Annotated in this window: 21 protein-coding genes, 1 tRNA gene, 1 pseudogene and 1 riboswitch; of the genes and pseudogenes, 9 read left to right on the plus strand and 14 right to left on the minus strand. The window is 66.5% G+C overall.

What is annotated here, in order from left to right; genetic code table 11:
* Positions 1 to 36 precede the first annotated feature (36 nt).
* The gene (locus ACZY1F_RS03685; RefSeq protein ID WP_463940302.1) at positions 37 to 1,560 is read right to left on the minus strand and encodes a UDP-N-acetylglucosamine 1-carboxyvinyltransferase; all 1,524 of its coding nucleotides are present in this window, start codon (positions 1,558 to 1,560) and stop codon (positions 37 to 39) included.
* Positions 1,561 to 1,672: 112 nt separating this feature from the next.
* Positions 1,673 to 2,419, minus strand: a complete 747-nt coding sequence (locus ACZY1F_RS03690; RefSeq protein WP_463940303.1) for a siderophore-interacting protein — start codon at positions 2,417 to 2,419, stop codon at positions 1,673 to 1,675.
* A gap of 101 nt (positions 2,420 to 2,520) precedes the next feature.
* Here ACZY1F_RS03690 and ACZY1F_RS03695 point away from each other — a divergent pair.
* A pseudogene (locus ACZY1F_RS03695) lies at positions 2,521 to 4,704 on the plus strand (penicillin acylase family protein); the annotation flags it as partial.
* A 72-nt stretch (positions 4,705 to 4,776) separates the two neighbouring features.
* Positions 4,777 to 5,376: a GNAT family N-acetyltransferase gene (locus ACZY1F_RS03700; protein ID WP_463940397.1), complete on the plus strand. Its 600-nt coding sequence runs from the start codon at positions 4,777 to 4,779 to the stop codon at positions 5,374 to 5,376.
* Between the two features lie 72 nt (positions 5,377 to 5,448).
* Here the strand turns inward: ACZY1F_RS03700 and ACZY1F_RS03705 are convergent, their stop codons facing one another.
* From ACZY1F_RS03705 to ACZY1F_RS03715, 3 genes are read right to left on the minus strand one after another with little or no spacing between them, the layout of a single operon-like run.
* A complete protein-coding gene (locus tag ACZY1F_RS03705; RefSeq protein WP_463940305.1) occupies positions 5,449 to 6,243 on the minus strand; it encodes an energy-coupling factor transporter transmembrane component T family protein in 795 nt (264 codons plus the stop codon).
* A complete protein-coding gene (locus ACZY1F_RS03710) occupies positions 6,240 to 7,925 on the minus strand; it encodes an ABC transporter ATP-binding protein (RefSeq protein WP_463940307.1) in 1,686 nt (561 codons plus the stop codon). Before ACZY1F_RS03710 ends, ACZY1F_RS03705 begins: the two co-directional genes overlap by 4 nt.
* A complete protein-coding gene (locus ACZY1F_RS03715; RefSeq protein ID WP_463940308.1) occupies positions 7,925 to 8,575 on the minus strand; it encodes an ECF transporter S component in 651 nt (216 codons plus the stop codon). The genes ACZY1F_RS03710 and ACZY1F_RS03715 overlap by 1 nt, the downstream gene beginning before the upstream one ends.
* Positions 8,576 to 8,640: 65 nt before the next feature.
* Positions 8,641 to 8,782: riboswitch (TPP riboswitch) on the minus strand.
* 56 nt (positions 8,783 to 8,838) lie between these two features.
* Here ACZY1F_RS03715 and ACZY1F_RS03720 point away from each other — a divergent pair.
* Positions 8,839 to 9,381, plus strand: coding sequence for a heme-degrading domain-containing protein (locus tag ACZY1F_RS03720; RefSeq protein WP_463940309.1), 543 nt, complete (start codon positions 8,839 to 8,841; stop codon positions 9,379 to 9,381).
* Positions 9,382 to 9,422: 41 nt separating this feature from the next.
* Positions 9,423 to 9,686, plus strand: coding sequence for a DUF4235 domain-containing protein (locus tag ACZY1F_RS03725; protein WP_058930858.1), 264 nt, complete (start codon positions 9,423 to 9,425; stop codon positions 9,684 to 9,686).
* Between the two features lie 44 nt (positions 9,687 to 9,730).
* Here the strand turns inward: ACZY1F_RS03725 and mnhG are convergent, their stop codons facing one another.
* The 6 genes from mnhG to ACZY1F_RS03755 are packed head-to-tail and all read right to left on the minus strand — an operon-like array spanning position 9,731 to position 16,198.
* On the minus strand, positions 9,731 to 10,153 hold the full coding sequence (mnhG, locus tag ACZY1F_RS03730; protein ID WP_463940311.1) for a monovalent cation/H(+) antiporter subunit G: 423 nt from the start codon (positions 10,151 to 10,153) through the stop codon (positions 9,731 to 9,733).
* Complete coding sequence (locus ACZY1F_RS03735; protein ID WP_463940312.1) at positions 10,143 to 10,421, minus strand: MrpF/PhaF family protein; 279 nt, start codon at positions 10,419 to 10,421, stop codon at positions 10,143 to 10,145. The genes mnhG and ACZY1F_RS03735 overlap by 11 nt, the downstream gene beginning before the upstream one ends.
* Positions 10,418 to 10,963 (minus strand): Na+/H+ antiporter subunit E, encoded by a 546-nt coding sequence (locus tag ACZY1F_RS03740; protein ID WP_463940313.1) that lies wholly within the window; start codon positions 10,961 to 10,963, stop codon positions 10,418 to 10,420. Before ACZY1F_RS03740 ends, ACZY1F_RS03735 begins: the two co-directional genes overlap by 4 nt.
* The gene (locus ACZY1F_RS03745) at positions 10,960 to 12,567 is read right to left on the minus strand and encodes a Na+/H+ antiporter subunit D (RefSeq protein ID WP_463940314.1); all 1,608 of its coding nucleotides are present in this window, start codon (positions 12,565 to 12,567) and stop codon (positions 10,960 to 10,962) included. The genes ACZY1F_RS03740 and ACZY1F_RS03745 overlap by 4 nt, the downstream gene beginning before the upstream one ends.
* Positions 12,564 to 13,157, minus strand: coding sequence for a Na(+)/H(+) antiporter subunit C (locus ACZY1F_RS03750; protein WP_463940315.1), 594 nt, complete (start codon positions 13,155 to 13,157; stop codon positions 12,564 to 12,566). Before ACZY1F_RS03750 ends, ACZY1F_RS03745 begins: the two co-directional genes overlap by 4 nt.
* Positions 13,154 to 16,198, minus strand: a complete 3,045-nt coding sequence (locus tag ACZY1F_RS03755; RefSeq protein WP_463940316.1) for a Na+/H+ antiporter subunit A — start codon at positions 16,196 to 16,198, stop codon at positions 13,154 to 13,156. The genes ACZY1F_RS03750 and ACZY1F_RS03755 overlap by 4 nt, the downstream gene beginning before the upstream one ends.
* Before the next feature lie 193 nt (positions 16,199 to 16,391).
* Between ACZY1F_RS03755 and ACZY1F_RS03760 the strand changes: the two genes are divergently transcribed.
* Genes ACZY1F_RS03760 through ACZY1F_RS03770 form a run of 3 tightly spaced genes read left to right on the plus strand, consistent with a single transcriptional unit; the run spans position 16,392 to position 19,503 of the window.
* Positions 16,392 to 17,795 carry an MFS transporter gene (locus tag ACZY1F_RS03760; protein WP_463940317.1) on the plus strand — a complete coding sequence of 468 codons (1,404 nt, stop codon included), beginning with the start codon at positions 16,392 to 16,394 and terminating at the stop codon, positions 17,793 to 17,795.
* Positions 17,796 to 17,833: 38 nt separating this feature from the next.
* On the plus strand, positions 17,834 to 18,316 hold the full coding sequence (locus ACZY1F_RS03765) for a cation:proton antiporter regulatory subunit (RefSeq protein WP_463940318.1): 483 nt from the start codon (positions 17,834 to 17,836) through the stop codon (positions 18,314 to 18,316).
* Between the two features lie 5 nt (positions 18,317 to 18,321).
* Positions 18,322 to 19,503 carry a cation:proton antiporter gene (locus ACZY1F_RS03770; RefSeq protein WP_463940319.1) on the plus strand — a complete coding sequence of 394 codons (1,182 nt, stop codon included), beginning with the start codon at positions 18,322 to 18,324 and terminating at the stop codon, positions 19,501 to 19,503.
* Between the two features lie 48 nt (positions 19,504 to 19,551).
* Here ACZY1F_RS03770 and dcd read toward each other — a convergent pair whose 3' ends face one another.
* On the minus strand, positions 19,552 to 20,127 hold the full coding sequence (gene dcd / locus ACZY1F_RS03775; RefSeq protein ID WP_463918869.1) for a dCTP deaminase: 576 nt from the start codon (positions 20,125 to 20,127) through the stop codon (positions 19,552 to 19,554).
* A 138-nt stretch (positions 20,128 to 20,265) separates the two neighbouring features.
* On the opposite strand from dcd, the gene ACZY1F_RS03780 reads away from it, so the two are divergent.
* Positions 20,266 to 21,981: a CAP domain-containing protein gene (locus ACZY1F_RS03780; RefSeq protein WP_463940320.1), complete on the plus strand. Its 1,716-nt coding sequence runs from the start codon at positions 20,266 to 20,268 to the stop codon at positions 21,979 to 21,981.
* A 3-nt stretch (positions 21,982 to 21,984) separates the two neighbouring features.
* On the opposite strand, the gene ACZY1F_RS03785 is transcribed toward ACZY1F_RS03780, so the two are convergent.
* The gene (locus tag ACZY1F_RS03785) at positions 21,985 to 22,428 is read right to left on the minus strand and encodes an SRPBCC family protein (protein WP_463940322.1); all 444 of its coding nucleotides are present in this window, start codon (positions 22,426 to 22,428) and stop codon (positions 21,985 to 21,987) included.
* A gap of 250 nt (positions 22,429 to 22,678) precedes the next feature.
* On the opposite strand from ACZY1F_RS03785, the gene ACZY1F_RS03790 reads away from it, so the two are divergent.
* Positions 22,679 to 22,752: transfer RNA gene (locus ACZY1F_RS03790), tRNA-Gly, on the plus strand.
* Positions 22,753 to 22,834: 82 nt separating this feature from the next.
* On the opposite strand, the gene ACZY1F_RS03795 is transcribed toward ACZY1F_RS03790, so the two are convergent.
* Positions 22,835 to 23,164, minus strand: a complete 330-nt coding sequence (locus ACZY1F_RS03795; RefSeq protein ID WP_463940323.1) for a hypothetical protein — start codon at positions 23,162 to 23,164, stop codon at positions 22,835 to 22,837.
* Between the last annotated feature and the right edge of the window lie 98 nt (positions 23,165 to 23,262).

Genomic DNA, 23,262 nt, shown 5'->3' on the forward strand with positions numbered 1-23,262 from the left:
CTGGCAGTCCGCAGGGCCGGCGGATTCTGCCGTGCGCTAGTCCTGGAAGTACTCCACCTTGGCGCCGATGGTGTTGAGCCGTTCCGCCAGGTCCTCGTAGCCGCGCTCGATCACGTAGATGTTCCGCAGCTCCGAGACTCCCCGCGCCGCAAGCATGGCCAGCAGCAGGCAGGCGGCGGGGCGGAGCGCCGGCGGGCAGCCCACCTCGGCGGCCCGCCACTTTGTGGGGCCGTTGACGTAGATCCGGTGCGGGTCCAACAGCTGCACCTGGGCGCCGAGCCGGTTGAGTTCTGTGAGGTAGATGGCCCGGTTCTCGTAGACCCAGTCGTGGATCATGGTCTGGCCATGGGCGTTGGCCGCAATGACCGCGAAGAACGGCAGGTTGTCGATGTTCAGGCCGGGGAACGGCATGGGGTGGATCTTGTCCTCCGGGGCCCGCAGTTCGGACGGCTTGGTGGTCACATCCACCAGCCGTGTGCGGCCGTTGCGCGCCACGTACTCGCCGGAAATCTCCAGTTGCTGGCCCATCTGCTCCAGCGTGGCCAGCTCGATCTCCATGAACTCGATGGGGACGCGGCGGATAGTCACCTCTGAGTTGGTGACGATGCCGGCGGTGATGAGGCTCATGGCCTCAATGGGGTCCTCGGACGGGAAATATTCAATGTCGACGTCGATGAGCGGCAGCCCGGTGATCTTCAGCGTCGTGGTGCCCACGCCGTCGATCTTCACGCCCAGCATCTCAAGGTAAAAGCAGAGGTCCTGGACCATGTAGTTGGGGCTGGCGTTGCGGATGACTGTGGTGCCGCGGCGGTGCGCCGCTGCCATGATCGCATTCTCGGTGACGGTGTCCCCGCGCTCCGTCAGCACAAAGGAGCGGTCGTGAGTGTCCGGCGGCGGAGCCTGCACGGCATAGAAACCGGCAGTGGCTTCAACGGAGAGACCGAACTGACGCAAGGCCTGCATGTGCGGCTCAACGGTGCGCGTGCCCAGGTCGCACCCGCCGGCATATGGCAGGCGGTATTCCGCGGATTCGTCCAGGAGCGGGCCCAGGAGCATGATCACGCTGCGCGTGCGGCGCGCGGCGTCCACATCCATGGCCTCAAGGTCCAGGACGGCGGGGCGACGGAGCTGGAGGTCTGTGTCGTTGAGCCACGTGCATTCGACGCCGATGCTGGTCAGGACCTCCACAATCCGGTTGACCTCTTCGATCCGGGCGAGGCGGCGCAGGACGGTGGTGCCGCGGTTGATCAGGCTGGCGCACAGCAGCCCCACACCGGCGTTTTTGCTGCTGTTCACATCCACTGCCCCGGACAGCGTGCGGCCGCCTTCAATCCGCAGGTGCGTCATCTGTGGTTTGCCCACTTTGACGATGCTGCGGTCGAGAATCATTTCAAGCCGCTGGATCATCTTCAGGCTCAGGTTCTGTTTGCCCTGCTCCATCCGTGCGACGGCGCTTTGGCTGGTTCCCAGCGCGCCGGCGAGTTGGCCTTGGGTCCAGCCCTTCTCGGTCCTGGCGTCCCTGAGTGTGGCGGCGATATGCTCGGCGGTTTCCTGAATCATAGCTAAAAAATATCACAAGTGAGCTATCGGGTGGTGTTTTTAAGTTCTATGCGCGGCGTGGCGGCCAAAATACCCGCCTCATGCGATATCCAACACAGCGCGCATTGAGGCCCTACGTCACCCGCCAGTACCCCAATGCGTTGATTTGCTGCTTGTCCACGCCAAGAACCTTGCGCAGGTGCCTGACGATAGCCCGCGTGCTGGATGCCTCGCAGGCCACCCAGAAGTAGTCCTCGCCTACCGCAACGGCGTCCCGTGTCAGCGCGTCACACACCTCATCCACCAGCGCAGCGCCGTCGCGCTTGCGCGGAATCCAGCTGACGACGTCGGACTCTCCGGTGCGCAGCTCCAGCGACGGATCGGCGTCGTGCTGGTATTCAAGCCAGGCGGTCACCGGCGTGGCGCGCCCCGCAGCGGCGTCCACCACCTGCAGCTCGTCCAGCAGCGAGTTGATGGCCGGCACGGATGCCGGATCGCCCACAATCCACACACGGCGCGGAAGGGGTTTCGGGAAGTCGAAGGCACTGCCCTGGACCGTGGCTTCGATGGTGTCGCCGGGCTGCGCGCCGCGGGCCCAGTTGGCGGCGACGCCGTCGTGCATGGCGAAGTCCATGCTGAACGTGCCGGCCGCGGGGTCCGGATCAACCAGCGTGTAGGCGCGCTGGTGCCCCTTGCCGGCGTCGTTGAACCATAGCCGGATCCACATGGTGGGGTGCAGGCCAGAACGCTCCAGCAGGCCGCCATCGCGCACATGCACCCGAAGGAAGTCCGGCGTGATCTCCTCACGCCCGGTGACTTCCAGCCTGAAGTCCTTGGCGCCCATGACTTTGAGGACAATGCCTTCCCAACTGCGCTTCAAGCAACACTCCTTCACGTACCGGCCCGATTTTGCGATCGGGGCTACGGCCACCTATCTTGACTAAAGTTAGCCTAACCTAAGCTCGAGAGCCTCCCCTGACTATGACGCCTGCCCCGACACAGAATTCCGCCCCTGCAGGCGGCACCGGAACCTACCGCGACCCGTGGGGAATCCCGCATTTGTGGGCGGACTCCGCTGACCAGCTCGCGCACCTGCAGGGCAAGAACGCAGCGACAGACCGCTCGTGGCAGATCGAGCTCGAACGCTGGCGATCCGAGGGCCGGACCGCCGAGATGCTGGGTTCCGACGGCCTGCACTGGGACCGTTTTGCCCGCCAGGCCAGGCTGGATGACACGGCACGCCGCTGCTTCGGAAGGCTCGACGCCGGCACCCGGCGCTGGTGCCAAAGTTACGTGGCCGGGATCAATGAGGCCCTCGCGGACGGGTTGCGTGGCGGACCGGAATTCGAGGAATCCGGTAGCTCGCCCGCGCCGTGGAACCCATGGACGCCCCTGGGCGTGTTCCTGGTCCAGCACATCCTGTTTTCGACTTTCCCCAACAAACTTTTCCGCGCCCACGTCGCCCGGACGCTGGGGCCCGATGCTGTGGGCCTGTTCAGCATCGAGGCTCCGGCCTGGTCCGGCAGCAACGCCTGGGCCGTGAATGGCTCTGCGACGGCGAGCGGCCAGCCACTCATCGCCGGCGACCCTCACCGCCTCCTCGAGCTGCCCGGCGTGTACCAGCAGGTCCGGCTCGCGTGCCCGGAGTTCGACGCCGTCGGATTCGCCTTCCCGGGAGTTCCCGGACTGCCGCACTTCGGCCACACGGGGCATACCGCATGGTCCATCACCAACGCCATGGCCGACTACCAGGACCTTTTCGAGGAGGAACTGCGCCGCGACCAGACGGACTCCGCTTCGAGCCCCGACCCGGCAGTGGCCAAACCAGGCACCGACCCGGCAGAGGCCAACCCGCGCGGCATTCAGGCGCGCGGCATTCAGGCGCGCGGTCCGCTCGGCTGGGAACCCGCCGTCGTCGAACGCGAAACGATCCTCATCCGCGGCGGCGCGTCCGAGGAGGTGGAACTCATCGAGACCGCCCGCGGACCGGTGATCGCGGAAGGGCACGACGGCGGCGCCCTGAGTTTGCGGTTCCCGGCGCGGGTTGAGGGACGGCTGGGTTTCGAGGCCCTCCTGCCGCTACTGCGGAGCCGCTCCGTTGCGGAGGTGGAGGCGGCGCTGCAACGGTGGGTGGAGCCGGTCAACAGCGTGATGGCAGCGGACTCCGAGGGCAGGGTGAGGCATTTCCTCGCCGGACTGGTCCCGCAGCGGAACCACAACAATCGCCGGGTTCCCGTGGCGGCCACCTTGACGAAACATGCCTGGAGCGGCATATATGTGCCGCTCCCGGGCACGGCCGTTCCACGTTTTGCGGTCAGCGCGAACGACCGCGAGGCCAGTGGCGGCGATGCCGTGGGCATGGAATTCGCCCCGGCCCACCGCGCCCGGCGGATCCGCGAGCTGCTGGAGGCCAAGGGCGCCGCGGCCTTCACCGTTGATGACATGCAGGCGATCCACTCGGACACATTGCTGGGTCCCTGGCCGCAGTACCGCCGGCTGATTGAAGATCTCGACGCCGGCGCACTGACCGACGCGGCCGCCATCCTCCGTTCCCGGCTGCTGGATTGGGACGGCCACATGGATGCCCGCAGCAAGGACGCGGCGGCCTTCGCCACCTGGCGTGGCCTCTTGGTCCGGCGGATAGCCGCGCACCCGTCGCTGGCACCGCTGGCGGCGCCGACCGGATACTCGCCGTTGTTTGGGCCCTGGTTGTCGGTGGCTTCGCGGGTGGGCTTCGCCCTGGAAACACTGCTGCTTCGAGGCACCGAACTAGGCATCGTCCCCGCCGTCGAAGCAGCCGCAGCGATGGAAGAGGCAGCTCAACAGGAAGCGGCCGGTCTTCCCGGCCAACTGTGGGGTGAGCGCCACCGGCTCTTGGCCGTTCACGAACTCCCGGGGAGCCTGGCCAAGGCCGCGCCCACAGCTCCGCTCTCAGGTGACACCGGCTGCGTCCTCAGCACCGAAAGCCTTCCCGGCATCGAGGACCGAAGTTTCCGTGGACCTGTCGCTCGATACGTCTGGGATCTCTCGGACCGGGAGCAGAGCCGGTGGATTGTCCCGTTCGGCGCCGCGGGGAACCCAGCCGGCCCGCACTTTTCGGACCAGCTGCCGCTCTGGGCCGCCGGGGAACTGATCCCGGTGGTCACGGACTGGGCGGGGCTGACCCTCGACCCCGGGCACCCCGGCTTCCAGCCCACATCAGACACGCCAGTACATCACCAGCCCACAAAGGAAACCATGACCACCACCATCCGGGATTACTCCCTGCGGACCACGATCTACACCGAAGAGCTCCCGGGCTGGGGCAGTTTGCGGATCGTCCCGCTCGTGCCTGCGGAAGACCTTGGCCTGATCTACCAGTGGGTCACCCAGCCGCGCGCCAGGTTCTGGGGCATGACTGAGCACACGCGCGAAGACGTGCTCGGAATCTATGAGTTCCTGGACTCGCTGGAGACCCACCACGCCTTCCTGGTGGCGCTCGACGGCGAGCCCATGGCGCTATTCCAGACCTACGAGCCGCTCCACGATCCCGTCGGCGAGGCCTACCCTGCCCGCGCGGAGGACATCGGGATGCACCTGTTGCTGGCTCCGGCCACCCGGCCCGTGCCGCACTTCACGCCTCGGCTCGCCACATCCCTGATCCGGTACATGTTCTCGGTGCCGGGAAAGGACAGGATCGTGGTGGAGCCGGATGCCCGCAACACCAAAGCCCTGCGCCGGCTCGACGCGACGTGCTTCGAGCTGGGACCCGTCATTCAGCTGGCGGAAAAGGAGGCCCAGCTGGCGTTCCTGACGCGTGCGGGCTTCGACCGGTCCGCACCGCTGCGGGCCCGCTGACCACGCCCGCAGCGCCGCCGAGCACGCCGGCAGCGCCGCCGCACACAGCGCCGGCCCCGCAGAGCACTGCAGCTACCGCCAGACGAAGTTCCAGGTCCCCATCCCGGCCGCGGCAACCACTGCGGCCGCCGCGATCAGCCCGCCGCCCACCAGCACCCAGGCGTCCAGCGTCGAATATGTGGATTCCCGGGCCCACGTCCGCTGCGCGGTGCCAAACCCGCGCGCTTCCATGGTGATGGCCAGCCGGGACGCCCGGCGGATGGCCTGGACCAGGAGCCCAAAGCTCTGCCCGAGGGTGGCGCGCAGCCGTTGCACCGGGCTGCCCTGCGAGCCCACCCCGCGGGCGCGCCGCGCCATGCCGATGGTCTGCCATTCCTCGGCCATCAGTCCCACCAGCCGCATCGCGGCCAGCGTGCCGAGGACAAACCGGTGCGGCAGCCGGGCCTTCTGGGCTAGCGCGTCGGCGAGGTCTGTGGGGTCTGTGCAGGTCATAAGCAGGATCGCCGGCAGTGCTATCGCAAGGCCGCGGAGCATAAAACCGATGCCCAGCTGCAGGGAACCTTCGCTGATGGACCAGATCCCGACGTCGAGCAGTACAGCGCCGCTGTCCGCCGCGACGATCGCCGTGCTCCAGCCGCCCAAGGCGGCCGCGATCATAAGCGGCCAGCCGCGCTGCCACAGCAGGCGCACGGTGAGGCCGGCCAGCGGAAAGAGCGCCAGCTCAGCCACAAGCGCCACCGAGGCTGACACCCAGTCGATGGAGAGCGCCAGCACCAGGGTGATGAGGAAAACGACGGCGAACTTGGCCAACGGGTTGGCGCGCGTCAGCAGCGCCTGATTGCCGCGGAGGGTCAGGGCATCCCTCATGCCGCACCTGCTTCCTGGCGGGCGCCGCCGCGTGCGGCCGGGCCGAGCCGCAGTTCGGCCCCGCCCAGGACGGCACTGAATTCCTGGTCGTGGGTGACGGAAACCACGGAGGTCCCGGCGTCGAGCAGTTCGGAGAGGAACGATGCGAGCTCGGCCCAGGTGTTGGCGTCCTGGCCGAAGGTCGGCTCGTCGAGCACCAGCACACGCGGGTGCGCTGCCAGGACGGTGGCCACCGACAGGCGCCGCTTTTCGCCGCCGGACAGTGTGTAGGGATTGGCGTCCACCAGATGGGTCAGGCGCAGCCGTTCCAGCAGCTCATCAACCCGCTCCTCGCCATGGCCCAGGTGCCGCGGGCCGAACATCAGTTCGTCCAGCACTCGGCCGGTAACAAACTGGTGCTCGGGTTCCTGGAAGACGGTTCCGATGCGGGAAACCAGCTGGTTGGCTTTCCATTTGAAGGGGTCGATCCCTGCCCCCTCGGAAAGCTCGACGGCGGCAGACACCTTTCCCGCCACCGGCGCCAGCAGTCCGGCGAGGGTCAGCGCAAACGTTGACTTGCCGGCGCCGTTGGGCCCCGTGACGGTGAGTGCGTGGCCGGCACGGACCTGCGCCGTGATGCCCTGCTGCACCGGGACAGGGGGGATGGTCCGGAAGCCGCGGCGCCGCGGACGCTCCCGGGAGACGGAAAGGTCCTCGGCGGCCAGCAGCAAGTCACCGGAACCTGCGGACGCGCGGCGGCGGGTTGCCGGAACATACCCCGGCACCCAGACGCCCGCGCCGATCAGCATGTCCCGTGCCTCCGCCAGCACCTGGTCCGGCGGCCCGTCCAGCAGGACAGCCGACGAAGCGGTGGAAGTTCCAGCGGAGCCCGCTGCGGAGCCGGGCTGGAGCACCACGATCCGGTCCACCAGGTCCTTCCAGACCGACACGCGGTGCTCCACCACCACCAGTGTGGCGCCGGTTTTGTCCAGGCAGCGGCCCACGGCATCGCGGACTTCCAGCACGCCGGCGGGATCCAGGTTCGCCGTGGGCTCGTCCAGCAGGATCAGCCCGGGCCGCATCGCGAGGATCCCGGCCAGCGCCAGGCGCTGCTTCTGTCCGCCGGACAGGGCCGACGTCGGGTGGTCCAGCGAGAGCCCGGCGGCACCGGTCCCGCCGTCGGCGCCCAAACCGGCTCCACCGTCGGCTTTGAAATCGGCTCCGCCACCGGCATTAAAACCAGCTCCGCCACCGGCGTTCAAACCTGCCCCGGCACTTCGCAGCCCGACGTCGTCGAGCGCTTCATGGACGCGCCGCCAGATCTCATCCCGAGGCACGGCTAGATTCTCGGCGCCGAAGGCGACGTCGTCACCCAGGCGCGACAGAACCACCTGCGTTTCCGGATCCTGCTGCATGAGCCCCGAGCGGCCGCGCTGCCCTCGGGGCACCACCCCGTCGATCAGCAGCGAACCGGTTTCGTCGGCGTCGTCCCCTTCATCCCCCAGCACCCCGGCGAGCGCGTGCAGCAGCGTTGACTTGCCCGCGCCTGACGGGCCCAGCAACAGCACCCGCTCGCCGGGAGCGATGTCGAGGTCGAGCCTGTGGACGGCGGGGGTGGACCGTCCGGCATGCCGCCAGCCCCAGCCACGGGCGGACACCGCGGCGGGGCGCACTCCGGAAGTGCCGGCGTCGGAAGCGGTCATCAGTTGAAGACTGGCTCCGACGCTGCCTTCCGGGACGCGAACGAGCTCAGCACACCGGTCTTGGCCAGGCCGCGGGTGGCGATCCAGGACAAGCCGCCAGCGATCACTGCGCCGGAGAGGGTGCAGAACACGATGTACGCGAGCTTGTCGGCGGGCTCGTAGGCGATGTTCCAGCCCCACGGCAGGAACGAATCATTGAGGCCGCAGAACAGGCCCGCCCCGGCACCGGCCAGCAGCGCGGCGATGAGGTTGTACTTCTGGTGGAGGAAGGATTTGAACCGGAAGTTGCCGTACACCAGCAGGAAGAACACCAGTTCGGCGCCCAGGCCCTGCAGGATTCCGGAGATCAGCACCGTGGCGCCGTACTGCGAACCCATGATGAGTTCGCCTGTGGCGGCCACCGCTTCGCAGAAGAGCGCCGCACCGGGTTTGCGGATGATGAGCATGCCCAGCACCGCCGGGATCATCCAGCCGCCGGCGAGCAGGCCTGTCAGTGGGGGGTAAACGGCGTTCATGGGGGCGGAAACTATGCCGGCGCCCTGGGACCAGGCCCAGAAGATCACGCCGCCGGTGATGGCAATGAGCGCCGCCACCACGATGTCCACAACACGCCAGGTATTGCCGGTCTTTTTGATTGCTGCAGTTGTCATTCGGTCCTCCTGAGGAACAGGAGGGGAAAGTGCCCCGGCGTGCGGCGCTGCCGCCGTTTGCCGGACACTTCGAGAACTCGACTCCCTTGCGCCGGTACTAACCGGATCAGGTTCGAGGGTCTGCGGCTGTCCGCACTCTCAGCGCCCACCTGCGGTTCCCTGGCAAAGCCAGTGACGTCCGACGGCGGCGCTCCCCTGTCGTAATAAATCTGCCCTGATGGGCGTGGTCAAGTTTACACCGCGGGAGGGGTAGATTGTGGGCCATGACTGCCAATAACCCGACTGTGACTGCGTTCAATCCCGATGCGACGGTGCCTCAGCCGGCGGGGCTCCTGGAGGCCCTGATTTCCCGCATCGAGGGCGAGATCCGCGAGCTGCAGTTTCCCCATTTCACCCGGGATGATTCCCTCAACCTGGGGCTGCTGCTGGTGGAGCTCGGCAAATCGCGCCGGCTGCCCATCGCGATCGACATCACCAAGGGCGAGCAGGTCCTTTTCCATGTGGCCCTGGACGGCGCCACCACCGACAACGAGCACTGGATCCGGGCCAAGCAGCGCACCGCCGCCAGGTACGAGATCCCGTCGCTGCTGGTGGGCCTCCGCGGCAGGCTGCACGGCGGCCGGATCGAGGACCACGGCTGGTACGACGAAACCGTCTACGCGGCCCACGGCGGCTGCTTCCCGGTCTACGTCGCCGGCGTGGGCGCCGTGGCCACGGTGACGGTCTCGGGCCTGCCCCAGATGCAGGACCACGATCTTGTGGTGGAAGCCCTGCGGGAGATTCTGGAGTCCATGCAGCCGGGTTAGGCTAAAGACAGTCCCGGATCCGCTCACAAGGAGTTCTACGAATGAACCTGTTCATCAAGCTGCTCGGCACGGCTATCAGCCTCGGCGCCGGATTCGTCGGCACCAAGGTGGTCAATACCGTGTGGGAAAAGTCCACCGGCCGGAAGCCCCCCACCGGCAAGGACGAAGACACTCCCACCACCCTGCGCTCGGCGCTGACGTTCGCGCTCATTTCCGCCTCGGTCAGCACCATCATCCAGGTGCTTGCCAACCGCGGCACGCAGCGGGCCATCACCCGCTTTGCCAAGTCCCAGGACATCGTCTAACCCTGGCAACGCCTAACTCTGGCGCGCAGGCCGGCGGCTGACGCTCAGTCCCGCCGGCCGCCGTCGGACGCTTCATCCTTGGATGACTCATCCCGTGCCGATTGGGCCGCCTTCTGGACCACGGCTTCGAGTTCATCGGAGCTGAGGAGCTCGCGGTGCAGGTGTTTGGTGCGGTAACCGGCGCGGCCCACCATATGGGCCGAAACCGGCACCGTCAGCAGCTGGAAAATCCAGGCCACCAGCAGCACTGGCCACACCCACCAGGTGCGCAGCTGCAGGCCGATGGCCGCCAGGAGCAGGAACAGCCCCAGCACCTGGGGCTTGGTGGCCGCGTGCATGCGGCTCAGCAGGTCCGGGAAACGGAGCAGCCCCACGGCGGCGGCGAGCGACATGAAGGCGCCCAGCACCAGGAACACCGCGGACACGGTATCGATGACGTTATCAACCACGCTGACCTCAGGATTCATTGGCTTGCTCCCGCCGGTCGGCCACGAAGCGCGCAACCGTCACTGACCCGATGAAGCCGACGATGGACAGCGCCACGAGCAGCATCAGGTTGTTCAGGTGCCGGTTGACGGCCATGTCGATGCACAGGCCCGCGCCGAGGATTGCGAGCAGGACGTCGGATGCCAGCACCCTGTCCAGCAGCGACGGGCCGCGGGAGATCCTGATGATGGCTCCTGCCGCCGCCAGCGAAAGAATGACTGCCGTGACAGCCAGGACGGTCTGCATCATGCTGCGGTCTCCTGCCGGATTGCTTCGAGTTCTTCGCGGGTGCCCATGATCCTGATCAGGCCCGCTTCGATGGAGCGGACCTCCTTGCGAAGGCTCTCCACCTCTTCCGGGCTGCTGACGTTGAGCGCGTGGAGGTACAGGGTGGAGGTTGACCGGTCCACCTCCACCACCAGGGAGCCCGGGATCAGCGAAATCACGTGCCCGGTGGCGGTGACCATCAGGTCCTGGTGGCTCCGTAACGGCACCGCGACGACGGCGTTGACCACCCGCGGGCCACGGACAGCCGCCAGATACATGACCTCAACGCTTGCCGCCGCCACCCTGCCTAGGAAACGCAGGACAAAAGGCCCGGCGTGAAGAATATTGAAGCGGCCGCTGAGCTCTACCTGCGGCAGGTAGAACATCCGGGCCACGAGCACGGCCAGCAACGCGCCGAAGAGCAGGTTGCCGGGACTGAAGTCCTGCCACAGGGCTGCCCAGACAATCACCAGCCATACCAGCAGGGGCAGTTCCTGGCGCAGGGAGATCCGGTGGCGGCTCATTTGCCCCCTCCGTTTTTCAGTGCCAGCGCGGGAACTTGTGTGTCCTCACCCAGCACGGCCTGGATGTAGGCGGACCGGTCCAGCATCTCGTGGGCGGCCTGGTCCGAGACTGTGAACAGCGGGCCTGCGAAAACCGTGAGTGAGACGCCCAGGACCACCAGGCCCAGGGTTGAGCCCACCATGGTGCGGGGCAGCAAGATGACGTTTTTGCGGCCAGCCCGGCTGCCGGTGTCCGAATCCTCGGGCTCAGCCAGCAGGACGGGGTCCGGGTGTTCGGCATCCGAGGGCTTGCGCCAGAACGCGCGGTTCCAGACCCGCGCGACAGCCAGCAGGGTCAGGAGGCTGGTGACCACACCGCCGATCACCAGGGCGTAGGCAAGTGGCGTGCCCAGTGCGATGCCTGCCTGGATGAGCCCCACCTTCCCCAGGAACCCGGAGAACGGCGGGATCCCGGCCAGGTTCATGGCGGGGATAAAGAAGAGCAGCGCCAAGATGGGCGACAGCTTGGCAAGGCCTGCCAGCCGGTCCACGGAGGAGCTGCCGCCGCGGCGTTCGATCAGGCCTGTGACCAGGAAGAGGCTGGTCTGGATGGTGATGTGGTGGGCAACGTAGAACACGGCGGCGCCCAGCCCTGCCACCGAGGACATCGCCAGGCCGAACACCATGTAGCCGATGTGGCTGACCAGGGTGAAGGACAACAAACGTTTAATGTCGCTCTGGGCCAAGGCGCCAAGGATTCCCACCACCATGGTCAGCAGCGCCGCCACCATCAGCGGAGTGTTCAGGCTGTCGCCGGGGAAGAGCAGGGTTTCCGTGCGCACCATCGCGTAGACGCCCACTTTCGTCAGCAGGCCGGCGAACACGGCCGTGACCGGCGCGGGCGCCGTGGGGTAGGAGTCAGGCAGCCAGAACGAGAGCGGGAACACGGCCGCCTTGATGCCGAAGGCCACCAGGAGCATAACGTGCAGCAGGGTCTGGGTGCCCTCGTCCAGGTCCGCGAGTTTGATGGCGAGGTCGGCCATGTTCACGGTTCCGGTGGCGCCGTAGACCATGGCGATGGAGATCAGGAACAGCACCGAGGACACCACGGACACCACCACGTAGGTGACGCCGGCGCGGATGCGGGGGCCGGTTCCGCCCAGCGTCATCAGCACATAGCTTGCCGTCAGCAGGATCTCGAAGCCGACGTACAGGTTGAACAGGTCCCCGGACAGGAAGGCGTTGGACACCCCGGCCACCAGGATCAGGTAGGTGGGGTGGAAGATCGACACCGGCGCGTCCTGGTCGCCGTCGGCCATGCCCTGCCCGGTGGCGTAGACCAGCACGGCGAGGCTGACAGCGGAGGACACCACAAGCATGAGGGACGAGAACTGGTCCACCACCATCGTGATGCCCCACGGCGGCAGCCAGCCGCCGATGTGTACCGCGGCGGTTCCGCCGTCCCACACAGATGCCAGCAGCAGGCACTCCAGCAGAAGCGTCACCGACAGCACGCCGATGCTCACTGTGCGCTGGGCGCGGGAGTGCCGGATCAGCAGGAAGGTGAGGGCGGCACCGAGGATGGGAAGTACGACGGCGAGCGGGGCAAAGCTTGCGATGTTCACTTCACACCTCCTTCGGGACCAGGGGTTACGTTCTGCGAGCCGGGTTGTTCTTCAGCGGCGGCGTCCGCGGCAGGAATCGTCTTAGCGCCGACGGTGATGGAACCCCCGGCCGCTTCCGGACGGTCACCGGCAGTGGCGTGGTCCGAGACGGCGCTCCCGTCGCTGCCCAGCATGGTCAGGGGAAACTCGGAAGTCTCGGCCGGAATCGGGGCGTCGTCCTCGGCGTCGAAGCGGGGCGTCTCGGCGACGCGGAGGTCCTCGACGTCGTCCTGGATCTCATCCTGGCGGGCCAGGACCCACGTGCGGTAGATGATGCCGAGCATAAAGGCCGTCACGGCGAAGGAGATCACGATCGATGTGAGGATCAGGGCCTGTGGAAGGGGGTCCGCATACTCCTGGGCACCGGTGTCCTTGTTGTACAGGGGTGCCAGGCCGGCATAGCCGCCGGTGGCCAAGAGCAGCAGGTTGGTGGCATTGGCCAGCAGCATCAGTCCGAGCAGCACCCGGGTGAGGCTGCGTTCCAGGATCAGGTAGATGCCGCACGCATACAGGGCACCCATCACGGTCAGCAGGGTCAGGTTGACGCTCATCCTTGGCCCTTCGCGGTGGTTTCGGCGGGGATGCCCACGGGTTCCTGCACCAGGGCGGTCGCATCGGCGTCGTCGTCTGGTGACTCCTCGGCAGGCGCAGTTCGCTGCTCTTCGAAGTGTTCGTCGATCTCGGAGCCCAGGCTGCGCAGCACGTCCAGCACCAGGCCGATCACCACGATGTACACGCCGATGTCGAAGATGGTGGATGTGACGAACTTGATGTCTCCGAACACCGGAAGCCAGAGTTCAATGATGGCGGTCTGGAATACCTGGCCGCCCAGCAGCAGCGGCACTACCCCGGACGCCGCCGCGGTGGCGAGCCCGATCCCCAGCAGCGTTCCGGCGCCCACGGGTGTGGCCTCGCGGAGTTCGAACCGGCCGCCGGCCAAGTAGCGGATGGCCAGGGCAAGTCCGGCTGTCAGGCCGCCGGCGAAGCCGCCGCCGGGCAAGTTGTGGCCGGCCAGGAGGAGGTAAAGCGAGAAGATGATCAGGGAGTGGAAAATCAGCCGCGTGACCACTTCAAAGATGATAGAGCGCCGTTCCGGTGCCAGGGTGCGCCCCGCAACGATCCAGGCGTCCCGGGCCGAGGCGGCGAATTTCCGGCTGATGGCCAGCGCGGCAGCCTCCCGCGACCCAGGATCCACCGCCGTCTGGCGGCCTACACTTCCCTCGGCAACCGGTTCGGAGACCCGGCTCCGGTCGCCGCGGCCACGGACGAAGATGAGGCTGGCAACACCTGTGGCGGCCAGGGCGAGGACGGATATTTCTCCGAAGGTGTCCCAGGCACGAATGTCCACCAGGGTCACGTTGACGATGTTCAGCCCGCCGCCGCCTTCGTAGGCGAGGCGGGGGAATTCCAGGGACACCGGCACGGCCACCCGGGCGCCCATGGCGTAGATGGCGGCGAAGACCATGGTGACTCCGAACGCCGCCCCGATGATCACCCGGACCACCCGGTACTTGCCGCCGGTGCGGTCGCGGAGTTCGGCCGGCAGGCTGCGCATGGCCAGGACAAAGGCCACCAGGATGATCGTTTCCACGAGAATCTGCGTGAGGGCCAGGTCCGGTGCGCCCTGGAGCGCGAACATCAGGGCGATCCCGTAACCGGTCACGGACACCATCAGCACGGCGAGGAAACGTTTGTTGGCCTTGACCGCGGCCAGTGCGCCGATCACAATTCCTGCCCCGACCACGGGCTGCAGCGGCGAGTAGGGATCGATGAAGTACAGGTTGTCCGGGAGTGGCTTGCCCGCCAAGAGCATGGCCGTCAGCGGCAGGACGAATGCCATGGTGAGGATAACGGCGAGGTAGAAGTAGAGGGAACCACGCTGCGTGCGGCCCGTGATCCAGACGGCGGTGTCGTCCAGGGCGCCGATGGTGAGCTGGTAGATGCGGTCGCCGTCGATCCAGCCCGGCACGCGGGACTGCGCGCGGGCCACCAGGGTTCGTCCGAAGTACATCGCCAGGCCCAGCGCGAACGTGAGGGCGGTCAGTCCCAAGGCGGGTGTCAAACCGTGCCACAGCGCAAGGTGGCCTGCCTGCTCGGCCGGTGTGCCGGCGTCGGACGCGGTGGAGGCGAACAGCGCGGCGTAGGGCTGGACCCAGGCGTCCACGGGCGCCGGCCAGAGGCCGTAGACGATGCTGAGGAGGCTGAGGAAAGCCGGGGCTGCCAGAAAGGACGGCTTGACGGCCTTGAACTTGGTCCGCTCAATCCCGGGTTTCACGGCGAACGCCCCCCACATGAAGCGGGCACTGTAGGCGAACGTCAGAATGGACCCCAGGACGATGCCCCCGAGCACCACCACGCTCCACGCCTCACCGTCGGACGCGTGGTGGACAAAGGCCTCCAGGACGGATTCCTTGGCCACGAACCCGGCGAGCAGCGGGACGCCTGCCATCGAGGCGGCACCGATGCCGGCCACGATTCCCAGCGCCCGGGACTGCTGGAACACACCTGACAGTTGGCGAACGTCGCGGGTCCCGGATTGGTGGTCGATGACGCCCACCACCAGGAACAGAGTGGCCTTGAACAATCCGTGGGCGAGGAGCATCGCGAGGCCGGCGAGGGCGGCGTCCGGCGTGCCCAGGCCAACCACCATGGTCAGGAACCCGAGCTGGCTGACGGTGCCGTAGGCCAGGATGAGTTTAATGTCGGTCTGCCGGAGCGCCCGGTAGCCGCCCACCAGCATGGTGGCCAGGCCAAGCCCCAGCACGATGGACTGCCAGTAGGCGGTGTCGGAAAACCCCGGGGCAAGCCGTGCCACCAGGTAGATCCCGGCCTTCACCATCGCCGCGGCATGCAGATATGCGCTCACCGGGGTGGGGGCCGCCATGGCTCCGGGAAGCCAGAAGTGGAAGGGAACCAGCGCGGACTTGCTGATGGCGCCCGCAAGGATGAGTACGACGGCGGCGGCAATGATTGCGCCGGAAGGTCCGCTGATCAGGGTGGGAGCCTGCGCCAGGATCGCCGAGATCCGGTACGTGCCGGCGCTTTGGCCGAGCATGATCAGGCCCACCAGCATGGCCAGGCCGCCCGCGGTGGTGACCATCAACGCTTGCAGGGCCGAACGCCGTGCCGCCAGCCTGGTGCGGGCGAACCCGATCAGCAGGTAGGACAGGATGGTGGTGAGTTCCCAGAAGATGAACATCAGAAGAAGATCGTCAGCGATCACCAGGCCGAACATCACTCCGGCGAAGGCGAGGAACTGGGCGCCGAAGCCGCCGAGATCCTGGTCCTTGGGGCTGAAGTACCGGGCGCAGTAGACGAGCACCAGGGCACCGACGCCCAGGATCAGGAGCGACATCACCCAGGCAAGGGGATCGAGCCGGAAGGCGAATTCAAGATCCAGCCCGGGAATCCACGGGAAGACCTCCGAGACCGCGCCGGCGTCCGAGTACACGGCGGAGTACTGCAACAGCAGCCAGACAAAGGATGCAGCGGGCACAGCCGCCAGCGCGTAGAAGGCGTTGCGGCCCCACGCCCTGAAGAGAAACGGCGCCACGGCAGCCACCGCAAAGTGCACGGCAAGGACTGTGATCACTGGTATCTCCGCAACGTCAGGGATTCGATTGTCAAAAGTTAGGGCAGGCGGTTCATTCGTAAGGGTCGGTGGCCACAGTTTATCAAGGCACCACTGACACTTTTCCCGCACCGGACCGTGCGTCCCTGGAATTTCCCGGTTGTCCGGCGTATCATCACCGCCTTGTTCGCCAGGGGCGGATACGATTCAGCCTATGAACACCGCCAGCGCTCCTGAGGCCATGCAGCCGTCATCGGAACTCGCGTCCGGAACCCAGGCCACCAGCAAGGGCCGGGTGCTCGCCTGGGCCGCCTGGGACTGGGGTTCGGCCGCCTTCAACGCGGTCATGACCACCTTCGTCTTCACCGTCTACCTCACCTCCAACGCCTTCGGGGGCGAAGACCAGGCTTCTGCCGTTCTTGGCAGTGCACTGGCCATTGCGGGGATCGCCATTGCACTGCTCGCTCCGGTGACCGGGCAGCGCTCGGATCAGGGCGGGCGCCGCAAGCTGTGGCTGGGTGTGAACACGGCCGCCGTGGCCATCCTGACGGGCCTGTGCTTCTTTGTGTTTCCGCGGCCGGAGTTCCTGCTGCTGGGCGTTTCCCTCATCGCGCTGGGGAATGTGTTCTTTGAATTCGCCGGCGTCAACTACAACGCCATGCTGGCCCAGATCTCCACGCCGAAGAACATCGGCAAGGTCAGCGGATTCGGCTGGGGCATGGGCTACCTGGGCGGCATTGTAGCCCTGCTGATTGTGCTTCAGCTCTTTGTGCAGCCGAGCTTCGACTGGTTCGGCGCGTCCACAGAGGACAGCTTGAACATCCGGCTGGTGGCCGTGTTTTCGGCCCTGTGGTTCTTCATCTTTGCCCTGCCGGTGCTGTTCGCCGTCCCGGAACTCCCGCGGCCGGCACGGGCCCAACCGCTGGGTTTCCTGGCCTCCTACCGCCTGCTGTTCCGCCGGATCAAGGCAATCTATGCCACCAGCCCGCACACCATCTACTTCCTCCTGGCCAGCGCCGTTTTCCGCGACGGCCTCGCGGCCGTGTTCACGTTCGGCGGGATCATCGCGGCCGGCACGTTCGGCTTCGAATTGCCACAGGTCATCTTCTTCGCCATCTTCGGGAACGTGGTGGCGGCCGTGGGCGCGGTCATCGGCGGGTTCCTGGACGACCGGGTGGGGCCCAAGGCCGTGATTGTGGGGTCCCTGGTGGGGCTGCTGATCGCCGGTACCATGATCCTGGTCCTCGGCAACGGGGACTACATCTTCCTTGGCACGGCATGGGCAGGCACCACCACGTTCTGGGTCTTCGGACTGTTCCTGTGCCTGTTTGTGGGGCCCGCCCAGTCCTCGTCGCGGGCTTACCTGGCCCGGCTGGCACCCCACGGGGAGTCCGGCGAGCTGTTCGGCCTCTACGCCACCACCGGCCGCGCCGTCAGTTTCCTGGCTCCGGCGCTGTTCACCCTGTGCATCACGCTGGCCACTCCGTTGGTTGCGCCCGGCGAGGCCCAGCGCTGGGGCATCCTGGGCATCATGGTGGTGCTGCTCGCCGGCCTGCTGGTCCTGCTCCCGGTCAAGTCCCCGGACAAGACCGCCATCGCCGTCGTTCCGGTCTCCTAGCCCACCCGAAACCCGCCTGTGGAGACTAGGCTGGTGGCATGAACGTGGACGAGACTGACCTCCCCGGCATGGGCCGGCGGAAGGACTTCATGACGGCTTCCGGCCGCCGCATCGGCGTGGTGGAGCTGCGGGAGGGCACGATGGAACTCATCGTTTCCACCTGGGACGATCCCGACACCTGCCAGGCGTCGATTCCCCTGACCGGAGATGAGGCAGCCGCGCTGGGTAACCTCCTGGGCGGGCAGCACCTGGCCATGAAACTGAGCGAGGAACATAAGGAAATCCCGGGCATCGTCACCCGGCAGTTCTCCATCGCGCCGGAATCCCCGTTCCAGAACCAGCCCATGGGAAAGGCCTGCATCCGCACCCGCTGCGGAGTCTCGATCGTGGCGATCATGCGGGAAGGCGAGGTTCTCCCGTCGCCGGGACCCGACGTCGTCCTTCACTCCGGTGACCTCCTGGTCGCAGTGGGAACGCAAGAAGGCCTCGACTCGGCGGCCGACATCCTGCGCAACGGCTGAGCGTTATGGACCCGCTGGCCCTGACCCTCATTGAACTGGGGGCCGTTGTGTTCTGCCTTGGCCTCCTGGCCAGGCTGGCCGGACGGATCGGAATGTCACCCATCCCGCTCTACCTCGTAGGCGGACTCGCCTTCGGCGCAGGCGGTGTGGTCAAGCTCGAAGGCATGCACGAGTTCGCACATCTATCCGGTGAAATCGGCGTGATCCTGCTGCTGCTTATGCTCGGTTTGGAATATACGGCTGCCGAGCTTTTCACCGGTCTGCGCAGGTCCTGGCAGGCCGGTGTTCTTGACCTGGTGCTGAACTTCATCCCCGGCGCAGGACTGGCGCTCCTGCTTGGCTGGGGCCTGGTCGGCGCCATGGTTATGGGCGGTGTCACCTACATCTCGTCCTCCGGGATCGCCGCCAAGGTCATCACGGATCTGGGCCGGATCGGTAACCGCGAAACCCCCGTGGTGCTGTCCATTCTTGTGTTCGAGGACCTGGCCATGGCCGTCTACTTGCCCATCCTCACCGCCACCCTGGCCGGCGTCGGCTTCCTGGGCGGGCTCACCACCGTGGGGATCTCCCTGGCAGTGGTCACCGTGGTGTTGATGGTGGCGCTCCGCCACGGCCACCGGGTGTCCCAGGCCGTGCACAGCGAAAATTCCGAGGTCTTCCTGCTCAACCTGCTGGGGGCTGCGCTATTAGTGGCGGGCGTCGCGTCCGCCCTGCAGGTTTCGGCCGCAGTGGGCGCCTTTATGTTGGGCATCGCCATCTCGGGGGCTACCGCCCACAGCGCCACCCGGATCCTGGAACCGCTGCGGGATCTCTTTGCGGCCATCTTCTTTGTAGCCTTCGGGCTCAACACAGACCCGACCACCATCCCGCCCGTGCTCGGCTGGGCCCTGATCCTGGCGGTCATCACGGCCACCACCAAGATGCTCACTGGCATCTGGGCCGCGAAGCGGGCCGGCATTGCCCGTCGGGGGCGATTCCGCGCCGGCGCCGCCCTGATTGCCCGCGGCGAATTCTCCATCGTGATCGCGGGGCTGGCCGTAGCGTCAGGCGTGGTCCCGGACGACCTCGCCGCCCTGGCAACCGCCTACGTGCTGATCATGGCCATCCTCGGGCCGCTGGCTGCGCGCTATGTGGAGCCGGCACTGAAGGCCCTCGGTGGGCCGGTCCGGTTGCCCGCGAAGGCGTAGGCCCCGGCCCAACCACTTACGCTTCGACCAACCCCTCGCTGAGGGCGCTCAGACCTCGGTGCGGTGGAAGTTCAGGTGGCTGCGGCTGGCTGTCGGCCCGCGCTGGCCTTGGTAACGGTTGCCGTATTCGCCGGAACCGTAGGGAAACTCAGCAGCAGAGGTCAGCCGGAAGAAGCACAGCTGGCCGATCTTCATGCCGGGCCAGAGCTTGATGGGCAACGTGGCCATGTTGGACAGCTCCAGCGTGACGTGGCCGGAAAATCCCGGATCAATGAACCCGGCGGTGGAGTGAGTGAGCAGGCCCAGGCGGCCCAACGAGGACTTGCCTTCCAGCCGCGCAGCAATATCGTCAGGCAGCGTGACGGTCTCGTAGGTGGAGCCCAGCACAAACTCGCCGGGGTGCAGGATGAACGGCTCGCCGCTCTCCACTTCCACCAGCCGGGTCAGCTCGGGCTGCTCTTCCGCAGGATCAATATGCGCGTACTTGTGGTTGTCGAAGAGTCGGAAAAACCGGTCGATCCGCACGTCCACCGACGACGGCTGGACCATCGCGGGATCGTACGGTTCGAGGACGATCCGTTGGGAGTCTAGTTCGGCACGAATGTCGCGGTCAGAGATCAGCACCGTCCCAAATTACTATGCGTTGTCCACACCGCACACATTTTCGTTGTAGCTGTCACCTGCTGGGGCTAATGTTGCCTCAGAATGACAGCCACCGGATGGTCTCCCGGTTGGTACAACTGAACTGATCTGGGGTTGGTTTTGAATAAATTTGCGGCGCCCGCCGTTGTGGCGATGCTGTGTGCTCTCGCGCTCGTATCCCCGGCCGCCGGCATGTATTCCGGCCCACTGGCGGATCAGCCCAGCCTGCAGGCCGCGAGCGTTTCAGGGCCGCGAACGGTCACGTTGGGCCCGGCGGGAACAGCGGACGACGACGACGGCGCAGCGGACGGGGATACCGGCCTCGGGTCCCTGCTCGCCCCAGCCGTGGAACCGGTGGTCACACCGGCCTCGCCCGCCGGGGAACGCGCCGCAACGGTGCCACCGGCGGCGACGGCGGCTGCACCCGTGACCGCCGCCTCCGAACCAGTCGCGCCCGACCCGCCCTCACTCCCACCCCTCTGGGCCCCCGACGCTGAACTGGCGCACAACAAAACTGCGGCCCCTACCCCGCCGGCCCCAGCGACGCAATCCCTCACTACCGAATCCCTTGGCACCGAGGCCTTGGTGCCGGACAACAACACGGCCGCCATCCTCACGGTTTTCAACGAGATCAACAAGTACCGGGCGGCCAATAGCCTGGCCCCGGTCAAGTACAACCCCACGGTTGCCGGCATGTCTCAGGAGTGGTCCAACAGCATCGCGTCCCGGGATGTCATTGAGCACCGCGCCAGCTTCTGGACCGACCCCCGGGCCCTGAACCCGACCAGCGCCGGCGAGGTCATCGCCATCCGCACTGACCGCAACGCTGCAATGCTGGTGGAATGGTGGAAAACCTCGCCCGGCCACAACGCGATGCTCCTCGATCCGCGGTTCAACGTCATGGGCGCCGGGATCTCCTACACCAACAACCTCTACACGATCTGGGGCGTGGTTAACTTTTTCGGCTACGCCACCCTGCCCGCCGGCACCGTCACCTCCCCTGGAGGCAGTTCCGCCGGCGGGGGCGCGTTCCCCGCCCCGGCACCCACCGTGTGCGATCCCGCCGTCAAACACATGCCACCCACCCTGGATCTAAGCAGCGCATCCATCAACAGTGCCGCCGACCTCGTCTCGGTCAACAGCGGCGGCGAGCTCATCAACCGTCCCTCCACCGGGAACAGGACCTTCGGCCCGGCGAAGGTCATCAACTCCTTTTTCAGCAACGTCAAGGAAGTCTTCGTCACCGACTGGGACCGTAATGGCACCTACGACATCCTCGCCCAGTGGAACGATGGCAGGCTGACGCTCCATCCGGGGTTCGCGGGCGGCGGCTTCGGCGCTTCTGTGACCCTCGGCCAGTCCGGCTGGGAAACCATGACGCTGGCCGTGGGCGGCTGGTGTGCCAACAACCGGCTTCCCCAGCTGGTCGCCCTGGATACCGCCGGCACCCTGTTCCTCTACCCGAACGCGGGCGCGGGAGATATGTCCGCGCGCACCCAGATAGCCAGCGGCGTATCGGCCAGGAAGCTCGCCATGGTGGACTATGACGCCGACGGTTTCCAGGATCTCCTGGCCGTAAAGTCCGACGGCGGTGTGCTGCTTTACCGCGGAGCCGGCACTCCGGCGCCACGCGCCGAAGCCCGCCCCACCGTGACCACCGGCTGGGCTGATGTCACCGGAATCCGTCCGTTGCGTGACGTGACAGCCATGAACTCCACGGGAGTGGCACTGCGTCGGGGCAATGACGTGGTGCAGTACTGGAACCTGAGCACGGGCACTCTGGCGTCGCCGTCGAACATCGCCGGAAGCTGGGCGGGCCAGCGGCTGGCGCAGTAGCCCTCAGGCCGCCGACCGTAATTCCAGGACATCCTTGAGCCGCGCGAGCTGGGACACTTCGGCCTTGATGGTGCGCTGGATGCCGGTATTCATCAGGCCCAGGAGTCCTTTGGGCTGGTATTCGAGGGCGAACCTGACCCTGGTGCCGGCCAGTTCGGTGCTCAGGTAATAGCCGCCGGAGTGCTGCGACGGTCCGGAGATCACCCGGAACTGGATCTCGGCGCCCGGCCTGGCCTGCGTTATTTCGAAATCGGAGGGGATGGTCCGGCCTGACCGGCCCGTGGTGGTCTGCCGGTAGACGGCACCCTTGGTTCCCGCGGCACCGGACACCAGGTCAATGCTGCGGATGCCTCTGCGCCATTGCGGAAGGTTCATTCCGTCCACCAGGAACGTATACACACTCATTGCGTCGCACCGGATAAGTACCTCGTGCTCTGCAAATGCCATGGGAGTCCTTAGTTAGCGGCGGTCAGTGGTAGCCCGCCCCTCCCCCATGAAACCGCAGCTAACGGGTTCAGAGTAGCCACTCGGTCCGCCCCGGACCTAGCCACCGGCGGCGCCGTTATTGAAGAGTTACTGGATGACGCGGCGGGTACCTTCCATCCCGGCGGACACGCGGCCGGTGCGTGGCCAAGGTTGCGGACGCTGGATCGCATCTGCGCTAAGCTAAGTTCTGCCCCGCTCAAAACGGGGCGATGCGGCTGTAGCTCAATGGTAGAGCGCTAGCTTCCCAAGCTTGATACGCGGGTCCGATTCCCGTCAGCCGCTCCAAAGTCTGCGAACCAGTCTTCGCAGCACCGCAGCGATTCCTAGCTGCTCCGGGCCTTCCTGATGTCCCGTTCCACAGCCTTTTTCAGCGTCGCCAGCCTCGCCGCCTCCTGTTTCCGGGGCCCTCCTTGGCCCCGGAAAACATGCGCCCGATCCCCTTGGGAGCGTACTGCGCAGTCACGGTCAGCCGGGTGCTGTCCGCGACGGGATACACCACGCAGGAACAGGTGATGGTCTCGGTACGGGTTTCGTGTGTTTCGGTCCAGGACCTCTCAGCCACCTGGTGGTCGACATGGAACACCGCCCCCTCCTGGCCGGGAAGTGCCGAGCGAGCCTGGACATCCACGCAGAACGCGTAGACCTCCGGACGGCCACAGGGGACAAGGACCGTACTTTCAATCGTGATGGTTCCCATGATGCTGTTCCGTACTTCCGCAGGCCTGCCCCGCACAGTGCCCAGAGCGCCATTTTCACACCGGAAACCCGCGGGCACAATGGCCGGCGCGCCGGCGG

The sequence above is a fragment of the Pseudarthrobacter xylosi genome (genome assembly GCF_055412765.1).